Origin of the sequence: Parasphingopyxis sp., assembly GCF_028279465.1 — a bacterium.
In the GTDB taxonomy this organism is placed as follows: domain Bacteria; phylum Pseudomonadota; class Alphaproteobacteria; order Sphingomonadales; family Sphingomonadaceae; genus Parasphingopyxis.
Window position 1 is genome coordinate 42,140 of the sequence record NZ_JANQNS010000013.1, and the last position, 22,156, is coordinate 64,295.

A 22,156-nucleotide genomic window follows, 5' to 3' on the forward strand; every position below is an offset into this window, starting at 1 on the left:
AAGAGAGTTTCGATGATCGATCAACTGCGCCCGGCCATTAAGGAATTTCTCGCCCAGGAAACGACGGGCGGTTATTTCCTGTTCGCCGCAGCGATCCTCGCAATGATCGTCGTCAATTCGCCGCTGGCGGATATCTATGCCGGTCTGTGGCAGACGCCGGTAGAGGTGCGCGCAGGCGCGCTGGAGATCGCGAAACCGCTGTTCCTCTGGGTCAATGACGGCCTGATGGCGATCTTCTTCTTCCTCATCGGCCTGGAGGTGAAGCGCGAGATACTCGATGGCGAGTTATCGTCGATGGACAAAGCCGGCCTGCCGATCGTCGCGGCCATCGGCGGTATGGCGATCCCGGCGCTGGTTTTCGTCGCGATCAACTGGGGCATTCCCGAAAATCTCGATGGTTGGGCTATTCCGGCGGCGACCGACATCGCTTTCGCGCTCGGCGTGCTTGCGTTGCTCGGCAGCCGCGTGCCGGTGGCGCTCAAGGTGCTGCTGCTGGCGATTGCGATCATCGACGATATCGGCGCAATCCTGATCATCGCTCTGTTCTACACGTCGAACCTGTCGATGATGGCGCTGATGCTCGGCGCAGTCGCCGTCGTTGCGCTGTTCCTGCTCAACCGGTTCGGCGTTGTGCGTATCGCACCCTATATCCTGATCGCGATCATCCTCTGGGTCTGCGTGCTCAAGTCGGGCGTCCATGCGACGCTTGCCGGTGTCGTCGCCGCGCTTGCCATCCCGCTGAGCGGCGGCAAGGACGGGCATTCCCCGCTCAAACATCTCGAGCATCAGCTTCACCCCTGGGTCGCGTTCCTCGTGCTGCCGGTTTTCGCCTTCGCCAATGCTGGGGTCAGCCTCGCGGGGATCAGCATCGCCGATCTGATGGCGCCGCTGCCGCTCGGTATCGCGCTCGGCCTCCTGATCGGCAAACAGATCGGCATCTTCGGCTTCGCCTTCGTCGCGAACGCGACCGGCATCGTGAAGAAACCCGAGGAGATTTCCTGGGTGCAGCTTTACGGCCTCGCCTGTCTCGCCGGTATCGGCTTCACGATGAGCCTGTTTATCGGCACGCTGGCCTTTGGCGATGGCGCCCAGATGGAGCAGGTGAAGCTCGGCGTGATCGTCGGCTCGCTGATCTCCGGGCTGCTGGGTTATTTCCTGCTGCGTATCTCGGGCAGCAAGCAAAGCGAGACTGCGTCCGCGCAGGCCGCGCCCGCCTGATCGGCATGCCTCAATCGGCGGCGGCCGTATAGACGAGGCGAAAGCCGATATGATTGGTGCCGATGCCGCGCTCCTGAAACTGGCGCGCGGCCGGGCGGTAGCGGGCGCAATAACTGCCGCGCACAGATATGACCCGCCCTTGATAACGGCGCTGCCCGGCGCGCGGGGACCGCCTTACTTGCCAGCCCGCTGCGTATCGCGAAGCAGCGCCGCGGTGGAGTAGCTGCTCACGCCATAGGGGACGAGATACGTCAGCAGAATCTTCCAGATTGGCGGCATGGTCCCGGCCATGATGACATCGCCCTGATTGATCGCGACGAGCAGCGTCCCGATCACCAGCGCTACCTTGAAGGCCCGCCGAACGGTCACCGGGTGGAGCAGAAGGCGATAAAAGGGTTCGATCGCATCGACACTTCGATCTGCCATGCCATTCTCCATACGCTCTCGATATTCGGACCAGTCCCAAGGTTGCAGTTTCGCGTGCAGCCGAGACGATAGCAACCGCGTGCAATCGAGACTGGCCTGTGCCGCCGGCATCGCATATCGATTGCCTATGATTCGATTTTTCCAAGCGAATTTTTCGAAGAGATTTCACTGGCTGCCGATCGGGGTGTTGATATTCGTCTCGGCCTGTTCGGGCGGCGAGGAGGAGGCCGAACCACCGACGCGTCCGGTCAAACTGATCGAAGTGTCGACGAGCGACGATATCCGCACACAGAATTTGCCGGCCGTTATCGAGGCCACCCGCTCGTCCGACCTGACTTTCGAGATCAGCGGCACTCTGCAGGAATTGCTCGTCCGCGAAGGCGACAATGTGCGTCAAGGCCAGGTGATCGCGCGGCTCGATCCGCGAACCTTCCAGAACGATCTCGCGATGGCGCGTGCCGAGTTCAACAATGCTGAAGCCGAATATCAACGTGCGGCACGCCTGGTCGCCGAGGATGCAATCGCGCAGAATGTGTATGAACAACGGCGCACGGCGCGTGAGGTAGCGCGAGCGCAACTCGATACGGCGCAGGTGCGGATTGGAGATACGGCGCTCCGCGCGCCGTTCTCCGGCGTGATCGCCCGTACCTATGTCGAGCGGTTCGAGAATATCGGTGCGCAGCAAGAAATCGTTACGCTGCAGACCCAGGGCGGCGCTCATGCCGTCGTGCAAGTGCCGGCTACGCTGGTCGCGAATTCGGGGCAGATACGGCCGCTGGAAAGCGTGCTGACGCTCGATGCAGCGCCGGAGGTGACGATACCCGTAACGATCTATTCGACATCGACCCAGGCCGATCCCTCGACGCAGACATTCGAGGTGCGTTTCAATTTCCAGCCGCCATCGGGCGTGCTGATCCTGCCTGGCATGACCGGGACGATCCGGTCTCGCCTCGCAATGGATACCGCAGATGTCGTCAATGAGGGCGTTTCGGTGCCGCTTGCGGCGGTGCTTTCGGACGGTGAGGATCGCTATGTCTGGCTGGTCGATGAGGAGAATATGACCGTGGAGCGGCGTGACGTCACTACCCGCTCGGCCAATGGTGAAATGCTGGCGGTTACCCAGGGGCTCAGAGCCGGTGACATGATTGTCGGTGCGGGCGGTTCCTATCTGCATGAGGGTATGCGGATCAGGCCCTACGAGGAGTAGGGCGCGCATATGGGGCTCGCGGAATTTTCGATAAAGAACCGACTGATCAGTTTCATCGTTATTATCGGTGTGCTGGTTGGCGGCTGGATCGCATATCAGAACATGCCGCGTTTCGAGGATCCGGAATTCACGATCCGAGAGGCCGTCGTTGTCACCCAATATCCGGGCGCAACACCCGAAGAGGTTGCCAACGAGGTTACCGAGCCGCTTGAAAGTGCCATCCAGCAGATGGCGGAAGTCGAAGAGGTCCGGTCGATATCGTCCGACGGGCTTTCGCGGATAACCGTCGAAATTAAATATGGCGACTCGACGACGCGCGACGCGCTGCAGCTTGTCTGGACTAAGCTCCGCAACCGTGTTCGGGATGCCCAGGGTTCTCTGCCGCCCGGAGCACAGGAATCGATCGTCAATGACGATTTCGGCGATGTGTACGGCATCTATTATCTGATTACGGGCGAGGGCTATACGCCACGCGAACTGTACGAATATGCGCGCGATTTGCGGACGGATTTGCTGGCCGTCGATGGGGTCGCGAAAGTTGCGATCCAAGGGCAGCAGCAGGAAGCCATTTATGTCGAGATATCGCGCGAGCGCGCGTCTGCACTCGGTGTTTCGGTGGAGCAGGTCTATAACGATCTGGCGCAGCAAAATTCGGTCGTGGCGGCGGGTGATGTCCGTATCGGCGACCGGCGCGTCCTGATTCAACCTACCGGCGAAGTCAGCTCGGTCGCGGCGATCGAGAATATCGTCGTATCGACGCCAGAGGCCGATACGGTCATCTTTCTGCGCGATGTGGCGACGGTGCGGCGCGACTATGTCGATCCGCCGACGTTCTTGAACCGCTATAATCATGAGCCGGCGATCGGCATCGGCATATCGAACGTGTCGGGCACCAATGTGGTGGCGATGGGCGAAGCGATCGATGCCGCGCTTGCGGAGTCCGAAAGCCGTCGGCCGCTCGGCATCGAGGTGCATGAATTTTATCATCAGGGCAAAGTGACTGACGCCGCAGTGCAGGCATTCGCGATCAATGTCGTGATGGCTCTCATCATCGTTCTGGTTACGCTCTACTTTTTCATGGGTCTGCGTTCGGCGCTTATCATCGGTGGGGTTCTGATCCTGACGATCTCGGCGACGCTAACCACCATGTATCTGGCCGGGATACCGATGCACCGGATTTCATTGGGCGCGCTGATCATCGCGCTGGGCATGCTCGTCGATAACGCCATTGTAGTAACCGAAGGCATTCTTGTGGGCGTCCAGCAAGGCCGGCGGAAGCTCGATATTGCGAAGGAGGTCGTTGCGCGGAGCAAATGGCCGCTGCTGGGCGGTACGCTGGTCGGCATCCTGGCCTTTGCGCCCATCGGTTTCGCGCCGGGGTCGACAGCCGAATTTACCGGTCATCTCTTCTGGGTCGTACTGATCTCACTGCTGTTCAGCTGGGTGTTCGCGATTACCATTGTGCCGCTACTTGCCGACATGTTGTTCAAGGAAGTGGAGGGGGATGCGGTTGAGGAAAAGACCGAGCATCGCTTCATGACACGCTACAAGGATTTCATGCGCGACATGCTCGCCCGGCCATGGCGCGCGGTCGGCACGGCGATCGGGCTGTTTCTCCTCTCGGTTGCCGGCTTCGGCTTCGTGAAATCGGGTTTTTTCCCGGCCTCGACCACGCCGCAGCTCGTCGTCGATTTCTGGCTGCCCGAAGGCACGGATTTCGACCACACACGCGAAAATATCGTGCAGCTCGAAGAGGAAGTGCGCGAAATGGAGGGCGTCGAGGGCGTCAATACGCTCATCGGCGAGGGCGCGCTCCGCTATATGCTCGTCTATCCGCCTGAAAGCTCCAACTCGGCTTATGGTCAGCTGCTGCTGCAGGTCGATTATGATCGTATCGGAGAGCTGATGCCTGCGATCCAGAATCATATCGACGCCAATTATCCCGATGCACAGGCCAAGGTCTGGCAGTTCCAGCTCGGCCCGGGCGGCGGATCCAAGATTGAGGCGGAGTTTTCAGGCCCGGACCCGGCGGTCTTGCGGCAGCTTTCGGCTGCCGCCGAGGAGATATTCGCAAATGACAGCGGTCTCACGGCGGTCAAGAATAACTGGCGGCAGCCGGTCAGCGTGATCGAACCGATCTATTCCGAAGCCCGAAGCCGGCGGCTCGGCATTTCGCGCGAAGATCTCGCCAATGCGCTGCGGACCAACTTTGCGGGCCGCAATGTCGGCGTCTATCGCGAAGGGGACACGCTGATCCCCATTGTCGCTCGCGCGCCTATCGGTGAGCGGCGCGATATCCAGAGCGTCGCTAGCGTCCAGATACCAAGCCAGGTGACCGGCGGCACAGTGCCCCTGATCGAGACGGTCAGCGGTTTCGACACCGTCTGGCGAGACGCCATATTGCGCCGTATCGACCGGGTATGGACGATACGGGCCCAGGCCGATCCCGTGCCCGATGAACTGGCCGCTACCGCGCTCGAGCGCGTGCGGCCCGCGGTTGAGAATATCTCACTCCCGCCCGGCTACACGCTGACCTGGCAGGGCGAGTTTGGCCAGAGTTCCGAAGCGAACGAGAATCTCGCCAGCACTTTGCCGCTCGGCTTTCTCGCGATGGTGCTCGTCGTCGTCCTGCTGTTCAACGCTCTGCGTCAGCCACTTATCATATGGCTGGTCGTGCCATTGGCGATCATTGGCGTCGTTATCGGTCTGCTGGTCACTAACTCGGCAATGGAGTTTATGGCGATACTCGGCGTGTTGTCGCTCTCCGGCCTGCTCATCAAGAATGCCATCGTGCTGGTCGATCAGATGGATCTGGAGATCAGGGAGGGCAAGCCGCGCTTCGACGCGGTGATCGATTCCGCCGCCAGCCGCGTGCGCCCCGTAGCAATGGGTGCAATCACGACGGTTCTCGGCGTCATCCCCCTGTTTGCAGACGCCTTCTTTCGCTCGATGGCGGTAGTGCTCGTCTTCGGTCTCAGCTTTGCGACGGTCCTGACACTCGTCATCGTTCCCGTGCTCTATCTGCTCTTCTTCAAGATCGGCACCGACGAAACGGCGGCGGCAGCGGAGGCTGCGCCATGATCCGGCAACTCGGACGCGTAACAGTCTTGCCGGCTTTGCTGGCAATGGGCTTGGCTGTTTCCGGCTGTGCAAGCTTCAGCAATACGAGCGGCGAGGCGGATGCGCTCGCGGACACCAGCCTCCCGCCGGTGCCCGAACGATGGGCGATGGCGCGGGAGAGTGTCGGCGCGGTCCATATCGGCTGGATCGATGCGTTCGATGATCCCGTCCTGTCGGCGCTGGTCGCGGAAGCGCAGGCAAATAATCGCAGCCTGCGCGCGACGGCCGCGCTGGTCGACCGCGCCTATGCGCTGCTGCGGCAATCGCGTTCACAGCTCTATCCGGCGCTCGATGGCACCGCGAGCGCGGCGCGCAGTGGACCGCTCGAAGGCGGGCCTACGGCCTCGGCATTCACCCTCGGCGCGCAGGTCAGCTGGGAAGCCGATGTCTGGGGCCGGGTACGTTCCGATGTCGAAGCGGCGCGGCAAAGCGCCCGCGCGCTGGAAGCCGATTATCGGTTCGCCCAGCATGCGCTGGCCGCGGCGGTGGCGCGGTCCTACTTTATCGCCAGCGAGGCCCGGCTGCAGGTAGGCGTGGCGCAGGATATCGTCGATGCGCTGACGGAGATCGACCGGATCGTGCGCGTCCGCTTCTCCAATGGCTATGCCAATGCGCAGGATGCAGCGCTGGCGCGGACCGACCTCGAAACGGCGCGGGATTCGCTGCTGAGCGCGCAGCTTGGCGAGCGCGATGCGGTGCGCGCGCTGGAGGTGCTGCTTGGCCGCTATCCCGCGACTGAGCTCGAACTGGAAGCGACGCTGCCGCGCGAACCGCCACCGCCCCAACCCGGCATTCCCTCGCAGCTTCTTGAACGCCGGCCGGACATTATCGCGGCCGAACGCCGCATCGCCTCGGCGATAGCCGGGGTCGATCAGGCGCAGGCCGCGCGGCTGCCGCAGATCAGCCTGACCGGCTCGCTCGGCGGGGCTTCGAACGAGCTGTCCGATCTGCTCGATCCGGTCAATATCGTGTGGCGGCTCGCGTCCAACCTGCTCGCCCCGATCTTCGATGGCGGGCGGCGGCAAGCGCAGGTCGAGGTAGCCACTGCGGCGCAGGAAGAGGCCGTGGCGAACTATGCGGATCTCGCGCTCAACGCCTTTTCCGAGGTCGAAGGCCTGCTGGATGCCAGCCAGGTCCTGCGTCAGCGCCGCGCATCGCTTGTTGCTTCCGATCGTGCGTCGGATCGCGCGCTCTACATTGCCGAGTTGCGCTTCGACGAGGGCGAGAATGAGTTGATCGATGTGCTCAATATCCAGCAGCGCGTCTTCGGCACGCGTAGCAGCCTCGTCGCGATCCAGCGCGCAGTGCTCACCAACTATATCGATCTGAGTCTCGCTCTGGGCGGTGATTGGAGATCGGCTGATGCGATTGATGAGCAACGATAGTGCGCGCGAATGCGGCATTGTTCGGGTCTAATCGCGCCGAAGACCTCCGCGTTTCATGATTCGGTGGTATTGGTCGGCGCTATAGATGACGCATTTCTATCGCTTTTTCCGCGCCGCAGAGATCGAAACCGAGGCATAGAAAGTTCGTGCCGGCGCGACATCACGGAAGCGGCGGTGCTGTAAGTCTAACGACAACTAGTCTGTGATTGGCTCAAAACCCAATATTGGTCTGGCTTCAGCTATGAAAGCCGATAATGCTGAAAACCTCGTTTGTCAGTATGCGATCATATAATCCCGGCCTTCCAAAGATGGCATTGCGCCTGCCATGAGGCCAAAGTCGAAGGTTCCTGCAGCGACAGAAAGGTTTAAATCCATATCGGCAAATCGGAGGGTTTCGACGTTAAGGATTTCGTCGGTCCCGTCATTGGGGCCGGAACGCAGATCGGTGAGTATATAGCGGTCGCCGACGATGCTCAGGTCATAGTCGGCACGGTTGCCGGCGTACACAGCGATGTCATCGCCGGCTCCCCCATCGAGGAAATCGTTACCGAACTGTCCAAAAAGAGTGTCGTCGTCGTCCTGGCCTTCAAGATGGTCGTTACCGCTACCACCGAACAGCGTGTCATCGCCAAGGCCTCCGAGCAAGCGATCGTCTCCGGCAAGGCCAAAGGCCGCATCATCGCCGATATTGCCGAAGAAGAAATCATTCTCTCTCGTCAGTGACGCCCGGTCAGCGGCACCCGATCCGAAAACCCACGCATCCGCTCCTGTTACATTGCGCACATCGAGGTGCGTGATCGCGCTGAAGGTGCCGACGATCTCGACCACAACACCGTCCGTGTCTATGACCGAAGGCTCGATCATCGAAATGTCGATCCGCCCTGGGCCAGCGGCCTGGCCACCTACCGTCAGAGTATTGCCGGAAGCCACTGCCGTCAGCAAAGTCGGATTATTTGGCAGATTCATATTCATATCGGCGAATTGGAGCGTTTCGACGTTGAGTATTTCGTCGGTTCCGTCATTCGGGCCAGCACGCAGATCGGTGAGTATGTAGCGGCTGCCCGAGATGCTCAACTCATAGTCGGCACGGTCACCGGTATAGATGGCGATGTCATCGCCGGTCCCGCCATCGATAAAATCGTTGCCGAACTTACCGAAAAGGACGTCGTTATCCTCGCCGCCATCCAAGTGATCATTGCCAGCACCGCCGCCAAGAAAGTCATCGCCTCTGAAGCCTATTAACTCATCATGACCGGCAAGACCAAAGGCTACGTCGTTGCCTACATTGCCGAAAAAGTAATCATCTTCTCTCGTCAGCGATACCCGGTCATCGGTACTCCATCCATTAACGCGCGCACCAGCTCCGGTAACGCCGCGCACATCAAGGTGCGTAATAGTGCTGAAGGTGCCTGTGATCTCGACCAGGACGCCGCCCATATCTTCAACCGACGGCTCGTTCAGGGAAATGGCAATCTGTGAGCCAGCAGCCTGGCCGCTTACCGTCAGACTGTTGCCGGAACCAACCGCAGTCAGCAAAGTCGGATTGTTCGGCAGGCTCATATCCATGTCGGCGAATCGGAGGGTTTCGATGTTGAGGATTTCGTCGATCCCGTCATTCGGGCCGGAACGCAGATCGGTGAGTACATAGCGGTTACCCGCGATGCTCAGATTATAATCGGAACGGTTGCCGGTGTAGATGGCGACGTCATCGCCGGTGCCGCCATCGACAAAATCATTGCCGAACTTACCGAAAAGGATGTCGTTATCCTCGCCGCCCTCCAGGCGATCATTACCAGCACCACCGCCAAGAAAGTCATCACCTATCAAGCCATTTAACTGATCGTCTCCAGCAAGCCCAAAAGCCACATCATCGCCACGGTTGCCGAAAAAGATATCATTCTCTCTCGTCAGGGATACCCGGTCAGCGGTACTCCATCCATTAACGCGCACACCGGCTCCGGTAACGCCGCGCACATCCAGGTGCGTGAACGGGCCAGGGCTGCCCGTAATCTCGACCAGAACGCCGCCTGTATCTTCAACCGACGGCTCGAACATTGAGATATTGATCAGTCCCGGGCCAGCGGCCTGGCCATTTACTGTCAGGCTTTGGCCGGACCCAACCGCAGTCAGCAAAGTCGGATTGTTTGATGCGTCAATTTCTGCCGAAAAATCGGGCGCAACGATATGGCTCTCAGCAGCAAGCGCGGAGTAGCTGATCCGCCAGTCGAGATCGTGTCCGCGCACGACGGGTGGTTTTGTGACGGGGGCGTCGAAATATGACTCGCCCGTTCTCGGGTAAATCATGTTCTCAGGCATCGACGTAATAGTCATGGCGATTTCCTTCAGTTCGACGACTGGCGCCTCCACGACCGATAAAGCATAAATAATCTTTTAATTGCAAGTTATTGTCTAATAGAGGCGGCAATTCAGGATTCACAGGATAGAGCGTCAATATTTGCAGGTGAACGTATGAGGATGAGCCTTGTAGTGCGCTACTATTTCACCCGTTTGGTCTTGCGCTACTCGCGCAGCGCACTTCGGCCAAGTCGCGTAATCGGCGTCAGGATGTAGCTGAGGATGGATTGTTTCCCGCCCAGCAGGCTAACATCGGCTGTCATCCCGGGTCCGATCATGACCGGGTTCCCGTCGCCGTCGAGAAGGTTTCCTTCCGTGACGACGCGGACCGTATAGAAATTCTCACCGGTGCGCTCATCCTGTGTCGTATCCGGTGAGATGGTAATGACCTCGCCATCCAACGTACCGTAAACGACGCTTTCATAGGCTGAAATGCCGACTTCAGCACGTTGCCCGATACTGACCTGACCAATGTCTGACGGGCGGATCATCGCTTCGACAATCAAACTATCTTCCGACGGCACGATTTCCGCGATGGGCTCGCCAGGTCCAATAGTACCGCCCACCGTTGCCGTCATCACCCGGTTCACTCGACCGGACAAAGGCGCGCGAATTATGGTCCGGCGCACGCGGTCGGAAAGAGCGGGTAAGCTTCTACGGAGCGCCGATTGCTGGGCCTGCACACGTGCCAATTCATCGGCGGCCTGCGCGCGCCATTGTTGTCTAGCCTGGGTGAGGCTGGCTTGTGCCTCGGCGACGCTTGCCTGGGCGCGTGCGACTGATGCGGCGGCAGCCTGCGTTTCGCTCATCGCGATCGATACGCGGTTTTCTGCCTGCGTCAGCGAAAAACGCGGCTCGATACCGCGCTCGACGAGCGGGCGGAGGATATCGACCTCCTGTTGCGCTGCGCGGGCGGCAGCCTGGCGCGCGGTGAGACTGGCTTGCGCTTCATTGGCAGCACGTTGCGATTGTGTAATCCGCGCGCGCGCGGCGGCCGTTAGCGCGTCGAGATCGGCCATTCGCGACCCATGCAAAGAGCGTTCAATGGCGATCTGTTCGCGGGTCGACTGATTATTGGGTGTCGGAAACCGCGGCTGACGGCCATCTAATTCGGCTTGTAAACGGGCGATCTTCACATTCAGCGCATCGAATTGTGCGCGGTTCGACCCCAAATCAGAGGCCGACTGGGTATTATCCAGTCTCACAAGAGGATCGCCCACGCTAACCTGATCTCCAACGTTCACCAGTATCGCTTCGACAATTCCGCCCTCCAGATTGGAAACCACCTGCATCTGCGAACTGGGAATCACCCGGCCAGGCCCACGAATAGTTTGGTCTAGTTCGGTCAGAGCGGCCCAAATGATGAACGCAATGAAAAAACCGGCAATGAGCCATAACAGCAGGTTGGAGGCCGCGCGGGGGCGTTTCCGGCTAGTCAAACGTTCCAGGAAGTCAGGCGGCCCGTCGTCAGGTACCGCCGCTTCGTCAGCAGCCTCCTTTTGCTTTTCAGCGTTCATACATCCTCATCCGCCAGACTTTGTGGAAGGACGGACCGTGATGTTCGGCGTTTGTTTTGCCTGTCTGACAGGCGGTTCTTTGTTTTTGATGCTTTGTCGTTGATCGCCTTGTATTTTCCTGAGGATTGCGTCCCGCGGGCCATCGGCAATGATTTTGCCTTCGGACATCAGGATGATCCGGCTCACGAGCCGCAACATCGGTGGCCGATGGGTAATGAGTACCAAGGTCCGGCCTTCCAATTCCGGCGTGATCCGATCCAGAAGCCCGGCTTCGGTCTCTGCGTCCATCGCGCTGGTTGGTTCATCAAAAACGAACATCGGCGGTTTTCCTGCAATCGCACGGGCAATGGCAATCGATTGGCGCTGGCCGCCTGACAGACCCTCCCCGCGATCTGCAAGTCGGAGATCATAGCCGTTTACGACCTTTCCCATGAATTGATGAGTGCCCGAGATTTTTGACGCGCGCAGCATTTCCGCATCGTCGATATCGGCCCGTGCGAGCATGATGTTCTCCCGAACAGACCCGGACAGCAGAATGTTGTCCTGCATCGCGGAGCCAATAAAAGTGCGCATCCGGGACGGCGCGATCTGTCGTATATCGGTACCGTCGATCATCACGATACCGTCTTCTGGCGGAAACAGGCCAATAATGAGTTTGGCGATGGTGGACTTGCCAGATCCGACACGCCCAAGGATCGCAATATGTTCGCCGGGTTCGATTACAAAGCTTACATCTTCCAGCGCTTTTTCCGGTGCGCCTGGATAACGGAAATCGACTTTTCGAAACTCTATTCGGCCCTCTAGGTCCGACAATTGCAACGCGTTTTCCTCAGACCCTTCGACGGGCGTTTCGACAAGTTCGTTGATTTGCCGATAAGCGATACGTGTCATCGATATGCGTGTCAGCAAGCTTGCAATCTGACCCAGCGGAGCGACTGCGCGGCCGGCAAGGATCGAGCATGCAATCAGACCACCGAGCGATAGGGTCTGGTTGTTGATCATGCTGACGCCGATGATGACTACGCCCGCATAGGATATGGTTTGTGCCATCGCCGCCGTATTGACACTTATTGCGGCGATCAGCCTTTGCCGCAATGAATAGTCCGAATGGCGTTCGATGGAATCGAGCCAGCGCTCTGTGAGCAATGGACCGGCATTTGAGGCTTTGACCGTCTCCAGACCACCGATCGTTTCGACGAGAACTGTCTGCTTCAGCAAGCCTTCGCCCATGCTTTTTCGCGCCATGCGTTCCAGTGCCGGCTGGCATGCCAGGCTGACGCCGATGACCAATGGGACCACTAGCGCCGGAACGATTACGACCGCCCCTCCAATCAAGAATATCACCAGCAAGGTCAGTAGAATGAATGGTATGTCTACTATTGCCGAGATTGTAGCCGAGGCGAAGAAGTCACGCAGCGTTTCCAATTCGCGCATCAAACCAGCCAATGCCCCGGTCGATCCTTTTTTGAGGTCGAGACGGATATTGAGAAGTCGTTCGAAAACGGTATGGCCGATATCGCGATCGATTTGCGCTCCGGCGATATCTACAAAATAGGCGCGCAGGGTTCTGAGAATGAAATCGAACAAGATGACGATAGCGAGTCCGATCGACAACGCGATCAGTGAATCCGTCGCATTGTTAGGTACGACGCGGTCATAAACAGTCATGGTGAAAAGCGCGGTTGCGAGGCCGAACAGATTGATCATCGCTGCCGCAATGGCGACCTTTAGATAAACTGACTTGTTCGCCAGCATGGGCTCGGAAAGCCATCGGGAAAAGCGGGGCTTGCGCTCCTCAATAATTCGTTCGTGATTCATTGACCGTCTGACAAGGTGGGTGCGGAGTTGGGCACCGTGATGCCCAATGTACTCAACAGCCCGCCGGTGCGCGAAAGCAAAACATAATGCGCCGCACCAAGCTCCGTAGTCGACGCGATATAGGCAGTAGTAGCTTCGGCATATCTGCGTTCCGCGTCGATCACATCGAACAAGCTCCCGCGCAAGTTTTCAAAACGTGTCAAAACGACGTCGCGAGACTGACGCGCAGTAAGATAGCCGCGTTCGGCCGCGGCCAGTTCTTGCTCCAAGGCGTCTACATCCGTCCAGGCGATGAGGGCTAGGCGAACCGCATCCTCGCGGACGCGTTCGGCGCGGGCTTCCGCAGCCCGAGCGAGAGCTCTGGCCTGGTCGGCCCGGGCATCAGCGGCACCGAATAACCGATATTGCAGACTAACTACACCACGGATGTCATAATCATTGTCGTTCTCGAATATACCGAAACGCCCCCCTTCGATTCCCGCCGTGACACGGGGCAGTGTGTCGGAACGTGCTGCGCGGGAATCTTGCAGAGCCGCACGTGACTGTGCCCGAGTAATTTCAACGGCCGGTGTTCTCGCTGCGGCGAGGTGTACCGCGTCGCGGCTCGAAAACCGGAATTCCGGGACGGCCGGCATGACGATATTCGGCGGCGGCTCTACATCGAAATAGGAAGTAAAACGCGTCTCGGCATTCGCCAATTCTCGAAGATATCGCGCGGTTAGCGCTTCACTGATCGCAATCAGTGCGTCGACGGTGACGATATCGGCTTGTGCGGAAACTCCCTGCCGCACGCGCATCTGTATCGCCTCGCGGAGGTTGATCTGCCGTTCGATGAATTGCTCGGTCAGATGAACCATCATTCGATACGTGCATACATCATACCATGCTGCAATCGCTTGCAAGGCCACTTCGTCGGCCTGCCGCGCAGCCTCAAACTCAGCTGCGCGGAGCCGCGCGCTGGCCGCAGATATGCGGATGGAGGTTGCACCGAAATCAAGAACTGTCTGATTTACAGAGAATGTTGCATCTGTGCGGCCGGTAGATCTTGAACGCTCCAGGATATTGTCCGGGTCGTTCGAAAAATTTCGAGCGATCGATGTACGCGCGGAAAGGCCGATATCGATGGTCGGAAACAGGCCCGCACGGGCTTCACGCCTAGAGGCACTAGCCTCGGCGATGCCTGCAACCGCTTCGTCAATCGCAGCATTCGCGCGTATCGCCTGCTCAATATAACGCGCAAAGTCTTGCTGTGTCGTTGTGCGTTGCAAGAATAGAATTATCGGATCCGTCGTAGCATCAAGTGTAAGGGGATCGCTGTCAGGCATTGGCAATGCGGGCACGGCCGATTCTTCCGGATTGGACGTTGTATCAACTTGCGCCTTGGCGGCGCCGGAGGACGCGGCAAGCAACAGTATTGCTAAAAATATGCGGTGGCACCCAATCATCTATTTGAGCCCTTGGTACTGCTCCTTACAGAAGCCCGGTGTTTATCAGGTTATGAAGTCGGCAGCGACGAGGTCGACTGTGCTGTCGAGGATGATGGTGAAATCCGCCATCCCGTCGCCATCCGTATCGCCAAAAATTCGCGTATCGCCACCGACCTGCTCGTAGCGTAACTCGCCTGCAGTATTGCTGAACGCGTCGGTGCCAATGAAGGAGAAGGCATCATCGCTACCGCCTGCGATCGCATCGATTGCTTCCAGATCGATAAGATCGCCGTCGGCCTGGCTGAAATCGGCGATGTGATCGGCATCGGCGATCGCCGCCGCGCTGTCGCCTTCTTCGAACACAAATCGGTCGAGACCTGCGCCGCCCGACAAGATGTCCGTACCGAGCCCGCCATCGAGCCTGTCATCACTTGCGGCGCCGTTGAGCGTGTCATTGCCATTGCGCCCGATGACCAGCGAGCCGCTCGTGCTGGCGGTCAATATAAGACCGCTGTCGGAGAAGGCGCGGATGACTTCGATCTCCGCGCTCCCGGCATCGAAGTCGACATTGGTGCTGACGACGTCACGACCGCCGCCAGCGGCTTCGGTAACCGTGTCCCCGGCATCATCGACGCGATAGATGTCGTCACCCAGGCCGCCCGTCATGGCATCGGCGCCCCGGCCGCCATCCAATATGTCATTCCCTCCACCGCCATCGAGCCTGTCATCGCCCGCGGCACCGAGAAGCGTGTCATTGCCGTTCCGCCCGATGACTAGCGAGCCGCTCGTGCTGGCGGTCAATGTAAGGCCACTATTAGAGAAGGCGCGGATGACCTCAATCTCCGCGCTGCCAGCATCGAATTCGATGGTCGTATTGACTATGTCACGCCCGCCTCCGGCGGCTTCGGTGACCGTATCGCCCGCATCGTCGACGCGATAGATGTCATCGCCCAGACCGCCCGCCATCGCGTCTGCGCCAAGACCGCCGTTGAGAATATCGTTCCCCGCGCCACCATCGAGCCTGTCATCGCCTGCGGCGCCGAGAAGCGTGTCATTGCCGTCACGCCCGATGACCAGCGAGCCGCTTGTGCTGGCGGTCAATATGAGGCCGCTGTCGGAGAAGGCCCTGATCACCTCGATCTCCGCGCTCCCGGCGTCGAAGTCCACGGTTGTATTGACCTTGTCGAATCCGGCACCGCCGGCTTCGGTAACCGTATCGCCGGCATTGTCGACGCGATAGATATCGTCGCCAAGGCCGCCCGTCATGGCGTCTGCGCCCAGACCGCCGTTCAGTATATCGTTTCCCGCGCCGCCATCGAGCCTGTCATCGCTTGCGGCGCCATTGAGCGTGTCATTGCCGTTGCGCCCGATGACCAGCGAGCCGCTCGTGCTGGCGGTTAATATGAGGCCGCTGTCGGAGAAGGCGCGGATGACTTCGATCTCTGCGCTTCCGGCATCGAAGTCGGCATTGGTGCTGACGACGTCACGCCCGCCGCCGGCGGCCTCGGTAACCGTATCGCCGGCATCATCGATGCGATAGATATCGTCGCCCAGGCCGCCCGCCATCGCGTCTGCGCCCCGGCCGCCATCCAATATGTCATTCCCTCCACCGCCATCGAGCCGGTCATCGCCCGCGGCGCCAAAGAGCATATCGTCACCGTTGCGCCCGAAGAGTAGCGAGCCGCTCGTGCTGGCGTTCAATATGAGGCCGCTGTCGGAGAAGGCGCGGATGACCTCGATCTCGGCGCTCCCGGCATCGAAGTCGACGGTTGTATTGACTTTGTCACGCCCACCGCCGCCGGCTTCGGCAACCGTGTCCCCGGCATTGTCGACGCGATAGATGTCGTCCCCCAGGCCGCCCGCCATCGCGTCTGCGCCGAGACCGCCGTTGAGGATATCGTTCCCCGCTGTGCCAAACAGCACATCGCCATTGCTGTCGAGGCCGCTGATGGTGACCGTGACGATCGCCACATCGTCAGTGTTGAGCTCATAGGTGAAGCTGTCAGTTTCGGCCAGATTGGATGCGCCCGAGGCGGGGCCCGGCAATGTATCGAACGCGCCATTGGGATCATAGGTGAACGTGCCATTGGCATTAAGCGTCAGCAACGCGCCTGATGTGAGTGCGATCTGGACGCCGACATTGGCGGTATTGCCGTTGACGGCCGTGACGGTCAGGCCGCTGTCGATATCGGAATCGGCGGTCGCCGGGTTGGCGGCGAAGACATTGCCGCCCGCCAGCACTGTCGCCTCGTCGGTCGTAAAACTGTCGTCGATGGCAATCGCCGGATCGTCGACCGGCGTTACGTCGAAGGTCAGCGTATTGGCCGCGGAACTCGCTTTGCCGTCGGAGACCTGGAAGGCGAAGCTGGCATAGGCAGCGCCATTGTCGTCGGCACCGGGGGTGAAGACGAGATCGCCGATATCGGCGACCGGGACTACGAGCGGCAGATCGCCAGCCATCACCGGCGTACCGTCGAGCAACAACGTACCGGCGATGGGCAGCGAGGTAATGGTGACATCGACCAGCATGTCGCCGGCATCGCCATCGCTAAAGCCGAAGTCCGAGGCCGCGAAGACATGGTTTGTATCTTCGTCGATAGTGATGGTGGCATCTGTGCCTTCCGGCGTGAAATTGACGCGCCGGCCAAAGATCACATAGGCCTCTCCAGCATCAGCCCCGCCATCGTCGCCATATCGCGCCCCGACGATCAGGTCGTCGATACCGTCGCCATTGACATCGCCGGCCGCCGACACGCTGCGACCAGCTCTGTCCTCTGCCATGTCGCCCTGTATGATAAAGCCGGTCGTGGCGTCGAGACTAGAGAGATCGAAGACTTGGCGGCCACCGATATCGGTGCCGAAGCCGCTCCGCGTACCGAATACCACATAGGCCTCGCCCGCATTGTAGCCGCCATCGTCTCCGATCTGCGCGCCGACGATCAGGTCGTCGATACCGTCGCCATTAACATCGCCGGCCGCCGACACGCTATTGCCCGCACCATCGCCGCCCATATCGCCCTGTATGATAAAGCCAGTTGTGGCATCGAGGTTGGTCAGGTCGATGACCTGCCGCCCGCCAACATCGATGCCGAAGCCGCTTAACGTGCCAAATATCACATAGGCCTCGCCTGCAGATGTGCCACCGTCTCCGCCGCCGGTGGCTCCGATGATCAGGTCGTCGATACCATCGCCATTGACATCGCCGGCTGATGACACGCTCCATCCCGCCTGATCACCCTCCACATCACCTTGGATGATAAAACCGGTGGCGGCGTTGAGGCCGGTCAAATCAATAACCTGGCGGCCGGCGATATCGGTCCCGAACCCGCCGCGCGTGCCGAATATCACATAGGCCTCGCCAGCTTGGAAACCACCATCGTCTCCAGTCCTTGCCCCGATGATCAGGTCATCGATACCGTCGCCATTGACATCGCCGGCCGCCGAAACGCTATAGCCTGCACCATCCCCAAACATATCGCCTTGGACGATAAAGCCGGTAGTGGCGTCTAGAGTGCTCAGATCTACAACTTGGCGGCCGCCGATATCGCTGCCGAATCCACTCCGCGTGCCAAATATCACATAGGCTTCGCCCGCAAAGGTGCCGCCATCGTCTCCATTAGTAGCGCCGACAATTAGATCGTCGATACCATCGCCATTGATATCGCCGGCCGACGATACGCTGTTGCCTGCAGCATCTCCCCCAATATCGCCCTGGACGATGAAGCCGGTGGCGGCGTCCAGAGTGGTCAGATCGACGACTTGTCGGCCGCTCACATCGGTGCCGAACCCGCTCCGCGTACCGTATATCACATAGGCCTCGCCCGCGGTGCCGCCGCCGCCAGCTCCGATTATGAGGTCGTCGATTCCGTCGCCATTGACATCGCCAGCTGATGACACGCTATCACCTGCAAAATCTAATGCCATGTCGCCCTGCACGATAAAGCCGGTGGCGGCATCGAGACTGGTCAGATCGATAACCTGGCGACCGCTCACATCGGTGCCGAACCCGCTCCGCGTACCGAATATCACATAGGCTTCGCCAGCAATGTTGCCACCATCATCGCCAAAGGGCGCGCCGACAATCAGATCGTCTATACCATCGCCATTGATATCGCCGGCCGAAGATACGTTGGTGCCGGTAAAATCATCTGGCATATCGCCCTGAACAATGAAGCCGTCTGCTGCGCCCAGCGTGCTGAGATCCATCACCAGTGGGAAGGGATCGCGATAGACGTTCGCCTGGCCGAAAATCACATAGGCCTCGCCGGCGAAGGAGCCGCCATCGTCGCCGTTGAAAGCCCCGATTATCAGGTCGTCTATACCATCGCCATTGATATCGCCCGCCGCCGACACGCTTTGGCCAGCCCTATCACCCTCCATATCGCCCTGGACGATAAAGCCGGTCGCGGTATCGAGACTGGTCAGATCGATAACCTGCCGGCCGCTTACATCGGTGCCGAACCCGCCGCGCGTGCCGAATATTACATAGGCCTCGCCGGCATAGTCGCCGCCATCGTCGCCAAAGGGCGCGCCAACAATCAGATCGTCTATACCGTCGCCATTGATATCGCCAGCCGATGATACGCTGGTGCCTGTTAGATCGAACGCCGTGTCGCCCTGAATGATAAAGCCGGTGGCGGCATCGAGGCTGGTCAGATCGATAACCTGGCGGCCGCCAACATCGGACCCGAACCCGCTTCGCGTGCCGAAAATAACATAGGCCTCGCCGGCAAGGGTTCCGCCATCGTCGCCATTGCGAGCCCCGACGATCAGGTCGTCGATACCGTCGCCATTGACATCGCCGGCGGACGACACGCTCCATCCCGCCTGATCATACTCCATATCGCCCTGGACGATAAAGCCGGTGGTGGCATCGAGGTTGGTCAGATCGATAACCTGACGGCCGCTCACATCAGTGCCGAACCCGCTGCGCGTCCCGAATATCACATAAGCCTCACCGGCAGCACCGCCACCATCGTCGCCAAAGAAGGCCCCGATAGTTATATCGTCGATACCGTCGCCATTGATATCGCCGGCCGATGACACGCTGAAACCAGCCCAATCATCTGCCATGTCGCCCTGGACGATAAAGCCGGTTGCGGCATCGAGGCTCGTGAGATCGACGACTTGCCGGCCGCTCACATCGGTGCCGAACCCGCTCAACGAGCCGAATATCACATAGGCCTCGCCAGCATTGCTGCCGCCATCGTTGCCTTGCATAGCGCCGACGACGATATCGTCGATGCCGTCGCCATTGATATCGCCGGCCGACGATACACTGATGCCTGCTCGGTCGCCGTCCTGATCGCCTTGGACGATAAAGCCGGTTGCGGCATCGAGGCTGGTCAGATCGATAACCTGCCGTCCGCCCATATCTGACCCGAACCCGCTGCGCGTACCGAATATTACATAGGCCTCTCCGGCATAGGTGCCTCCATCGCTGCCGCGATTGGCTCCGACGATTATATCGTCGATGCTGTCGCCATTGATATCGCCGGCCGAGGACACGCTGAATCCCAGCTGATCGCCGCCCTGATCGCCCTGCACGAGGAAGCCGGTTGCGGCATCGAGGTTTGTCAGATCGATGACCTGCCGCCCGTCCACTTCCGTGCCGAACCCGCCCACCGTGCCGAAAATCACATAAGCCTCACCGGCAGCACCGCCACCATCGCTACCGCCAGTAGCCCCCACAATGAGATCGTCGATGCCATCACCATTGACATCGCCGGCCGACGAGACACTCCACCCCGCATTATCGTTCGCCATATCACCCTGGACGACAAAGCCCTGGAACGCGGTCAGCCCGGACAGATCGACAACCGCGCGGCCGCCCACGATCGTGCCGAAATCCGCCCGCGTCTCCGGCATGCCGATGGTCAGCGCCAAGAGCGCGGCTTTTTGTGGCGGCGGCGCATCTGGAAGCGGTGCACTCATCGGGGGCGCATCCAGCAAGCGCGCGCCCTGAATCGGGGCATCCAAACTCTGCGCAATCGCAAAATGGCTGTCGGACACGGAAAGCGGCGGCCATGCCGCCATGTCGGGGGAGAACGGCAAGCGCATCCGGCCGATACCGCTTTTCTCGCGCGTCGCCGGGTCCAAGATCGTATCGCTCATACTGCCCAGCGGATCGCGCAACAGATCGCTCATCTTCTGTTCCCCTCCCAAGGAAATTCTATACAATCTTCACCATGTTAGCGTCGGCAAGTCAAAGCCTGACAATGTCGGCATAATCCGCCGGTACTTGTCAGCCAGCATCGGCTGCGGGGTCCTGTTTGGGCTGCTATAAGCAACCGGCTACGCGGAGAGGGTCATATACTATACGTAACGACTATGAGGTGTCGGTTGCGCGGCTGCTAACGTGCCCACACGCGCGCGCCAATCGAGGTCGCCCGATTTGTGTGCAGTGAGCAGCAGGGCTGATTCGCTTGGACGGCGAAGCCTGATCCGCATCTGCGTTATCGTCAGGGCAGTGACACGGTCCCAGATGTGCCCTACGCCTCGACTGAGATAACGTGCATAACTTCATCGGTCTTAAAGCCGATCGCGGAAGGCCGGCGCACACCCGGCAGGGCCGAAACGTCAAACAATTCGCGAATAACCCCCTCGATGCGCACCCAATGGATCATATCGCCGGTTGCAAGATCAACGATTGCGAGGCCGCAACGCGGTTCGGTTTCCCGGTCCAGTAAAGCCTGATCGAGCGGCAGACCTGAAAAGGTTCGATTGTCGCGCGAGAGCGAGAGGCCGATAATTGCAAAACCGTTCCGGATAGTCAGGCCACGCGCATAGCCGGGGCAAAAGGCAATGGGCTCAAAAGTTCCGCTCTCGCGGTCGATCTTCCCGAATTCGCCGGTACCCGAATTGAGCAGATAGAGCTCGCCTCGATACATGCGTGGACTGTGCGGCATCGAGAGTTCTGCCGCTACGATCTCGTTTGTATTCACGTCGATGACGATCCCGCCATCGGCGCGCTTGTCCCGCCACCCGTCCGCCATATCGGATCGGGAAATCGCCGTTGCGAAAGCAGGTTTGCCTTCGATCATCGCCATGCCGTTCAGATGGCAGCGGTCTTCAGGCGAAATCTTGCTGATAAACGGTGGCTTCCAGAGCGGCCGAAAACTGTGCCCATCACTGACCGTGGCGATACAGGAAAAGCGTGTGGCAACAAAAACAGGCCGTCCATCTTGGGCGAAGCTTACATCATGCGCGTCTACATCGCCGGTGATCCAGCTTTGGTGCGGGCCATAAAGGGCATCAAAACCGTCAGGCGTTTGCTGACCGGTCGCGAGAACGTTATCGAGACGATAAATCTGATATTGGGTCGCGAGTGCCAAAGTCCTGGCGTCGTCAGTGACGGCGATACCCATCGAGCGCATGAAGGTCCGCTCGAAGATGGACAAACGCCCCTCTGGCTGGACGCCGATGAAATAGACTTTATTGCCCTGATAAGTCGTAAATACGATGCTGATCTGCTGTTGGGTGAGCCATTGTGGGAAATGGCGAGAGCTCGTCAGCGCAAATTTTTCTTCGGTCTGCTTTGCTTTATTCATGCTAGCTGGCTCTTGTCTGAGGTACATCAGCGCGCGATTTTATTGGCCCGTATCAGATCGCAAAATCGAATAGTATAATCCTAGGCATGTGGCGATCCCCGAACGAATGGCGATTATCGCCGACGTCGGTTCG

The 22,156-nt window shown here is 59.5% G+C and carries 11 protein-coding genes; 4 read left to right on the plus strand and 7 right to left on the minus strand.

Annotated elements, in window-relative coordinates; translation table 11 throughout:
- The first annotated feature begins 12 nt into the window (after positions 1 to 12).
- Positions 13 to 1,218 (plus strand): Na+/H+ antiporter NhaA, encoded by a 1,206-nt coding sequence (gene nhaA / locus Q0974_RS06860; RefSeq protein ID WP_299324168.1) that lies wholly within the window; start codon positions 13 to 15, stop codon positions 1,216 to 1,218.
- A 174-nt stretch (positions 1,219 to 1,392) separates the two neighbouring features.
- Here the strand turns inward: nhaA and nrtS are convergent, their stop codons facing one another.
- On the minus strand, positions 1,393 to 1,644 hold the full coding sequence (gene nrtS / locus Q0974_RS06865; RefSeq protein WP_299324171.1) for a nitrate/nitrite transporter NrtS: 252 nt from the start codon (positions 1,642 to 1,644) through the stop codon (positions 1,393 to 1,395).
- A 127-nt stretch (positions 1,645 to 1,771) separates the two neighbouring features.
- Between nrtS and Q0974_RS06870 the strand changes: the two genes are divergently transcribed.
- From Q0974_RS06870 to Q0974_RS06880, 3 genes are read left to right on the plus strand one after another with little or no spacing between them, the layout of a single operon-like run.
- Positions 1,772 to 2,851, plus strand: a complete 1,080-nt coding sequence (locus Q0974_RS06870; RefSeq protein ID WP_299324174.1) for an efflux RND transporter periplasmic adaptor subunit — start codon at positions 1,772 to 1,774, stop codon at positions 2,849 to 2,851.
- Positions 2,852 to 2,860: 9 nt separating this feature from the next.
- Entirely contained in the window at positions 2,861 to 5,932 is a 3,072-nt protein-coding gene (locus Q0974_RS06875) for an efflux RND transporter permease subunit (protein WP_299324175.1), read from the plus strand.
- The gene (locus tag Q0974_RS06880; protein WP_299324177.1) at positions 5,929 to 7,356 is read left to right on the plus strand and encodes an efflux transporter outer membrane subunit; all 1,428 of its coding nucleotides are present in this window, start codon (positions 5,929 to 5,931) and stop codon (positions 7,354 to 7,356) included. The genes Q0974_RS06875 and Q0974_RS06880 overlap by 4 nt, the downstream gene beginning before the upstream one ends.
- 273 nt (positions 7,357 to 7,629) lie before the next feature.
- Here the strand turns inward: Q0974_RS06880 and Q0974_RS06885 are convergent, their stop codons facing one another.
- The 6 genes from Q0974_RS06885 to Q0974_RS06910 all read right to left on the minus strand — a co-directional run bounded on the left by Q0974_RS06885 (position 7,630) and on the right by Q0974_RS06910 (position 22,023).
- Positions 7,630 to 9,687, minus strand: a complete 2,058-nt coding sequence (locus Q0974_RS06885; RefSeq protein ID WP_299324179.1) for a hypothetical protein — start codon at positions 9,685 to 9,687, stop codon at positions 7,630 to 7,632.
- Between the two features lie 188 nt (positions 9,688 to 9,875).
- A complete protein-coding gene (locus Q0974_RS06890; RefSeq protein ID WP_299324182.1) occupies positions 9,876 to 11,228 on the minus strand; it encodes an HlyD family type I secretion periplasmic adaptor subunit in 1,353 nt (450 codons plus the stop codon).
- A gap of 6 nt (positions 11,229 to 11,234) precedes the next feature.
- Entirely contained in the window at positions 11,235 to 13,046 is a 1,812-nt protein-coding gene (locus tag Q0974_RS06895; RefSeq protein ID WP_299324184.1) for a type I secretion system permease/ATPase, read from the minus strand.
- Positions 13,043 to 14,491 carry a TolC family protein gene (locus Q0974_RS06900; RefSeq protein WP_299324186.1) on the minus strand — a complete coding sequence of 483 codons (1,449 nt, stop codon included), beginning with the start codon at positions 14,489 to 14,491 and terminating at the stop codon, positions 13,043 to 13,045. Before Q0974_RS06900 ends, Q0974_RS06895 begins: the two co-directional genes overlap by 4 nt.
- Before the next feature lie 45 nt (positions 14,492 to 14,536).
- Positions 14,537 to 20,620: an Ig-like domain-containing protein gene (locus Q0974_RS06905; RefSeq protein WP_299324189.1), complete on the minus strand. Its 6,084-nt coding sequence runs from the start codon at positions 20,618 to 20,620 to the stop codon at positions 14,537 to 14,539.
- 344 nt (positions 20,621 to 20,964) lie between these two features.
- Positions 20,965 to 22,023, minus strand: coding sequence for a TIGR03032 family protein (locus tag Q0974_RS06910; protein ID WP_299324190.1), 1,059 nt, complete (start codon positions 22,021 to 22,023; stop codon positions 20,965 to 20,967).
- Positions 22,024 to 22,156: the final 133 nt, after the last annotated feature.

Bases quoted from the DNA above. Each gene is read 5' to 3' on its own strand.
- nhaA (WP_299324168.1), top strand. From the start codon at position 13: ATGATCGATCAACTGCGCCCGGCCATTAAGGAATTTCTCGCCCAGGAA.
- nrtS (WP_299324171.1), bottom strand. From the start codon at position 1,644: ATGGCAGATCGAAGTGTCGATGCGATCGAACCCTTTTATCGCCTTCTG.
- Q0974_RS06870 (WP_299324174.1), top strand. From the start codon at position 1,772: ATGATTCGATTTTTCCAAGCGAATTTTTCGAAGAGATTTCACTGGCTG.
- Q0974_RS06875 (WP_299324175.1), top strand. From the start codon at position 2,861: ATGGGGCTCGCGGAATTTTCGATAAAGAACCGACTGATCAGTTTCATC.
- Q0974_RS06880 (WP_299324177.1), top strand. From the start codon at position 5,929: ATGATCCGGCAACTCGGACGCGTAACAGTCTTGCCGGCTTTGCTGGCA.
- Q0974_RS06885 (WP_299324179.1), bottom strand. From the start codon at position 9,687: ATGACTATTACGTCGATGCCTGAGAACATGATTTACCCGAGAACGGGC.
- Q0974_RS06890 (WP_299324182.1), bottom strand. From the start codon at position 11,228: ATGAACGCTGAAAAGCAAAAGGAGGCTGCTGACGAAGCGGCGGTACCT.
- Q0974_RS06895 (WP_299324184.1), bottom strand. From the start codon at position 13,046: ATGAATCACGAACGAATTATTGAGGAGCGCAAGCCCCGCTTTTCCCGA.
- Q0974_RS06900 (WP_299324186.1), bottom strand. From the start codon at position 14,491: ATGATTGGGTGCCACCGCATATTTTTAGCAATACTGTTGCTTGCCGCG.
- Q0974_RS06905 (WP_299324189.1), bottom strand. From the start codon at position 20,620: ATGAGCGATCTGTTGCGCGATCCGCTGGGCAGTATGAGCGATACGATC.
- Q0974_RS06910 (WP_299324190.1), bottom strand. From the start codon at position 22,023: ATGAATAAAGCAAAGCAGACCGAAGAAAAATTTGCGCTGACGAGCTCT.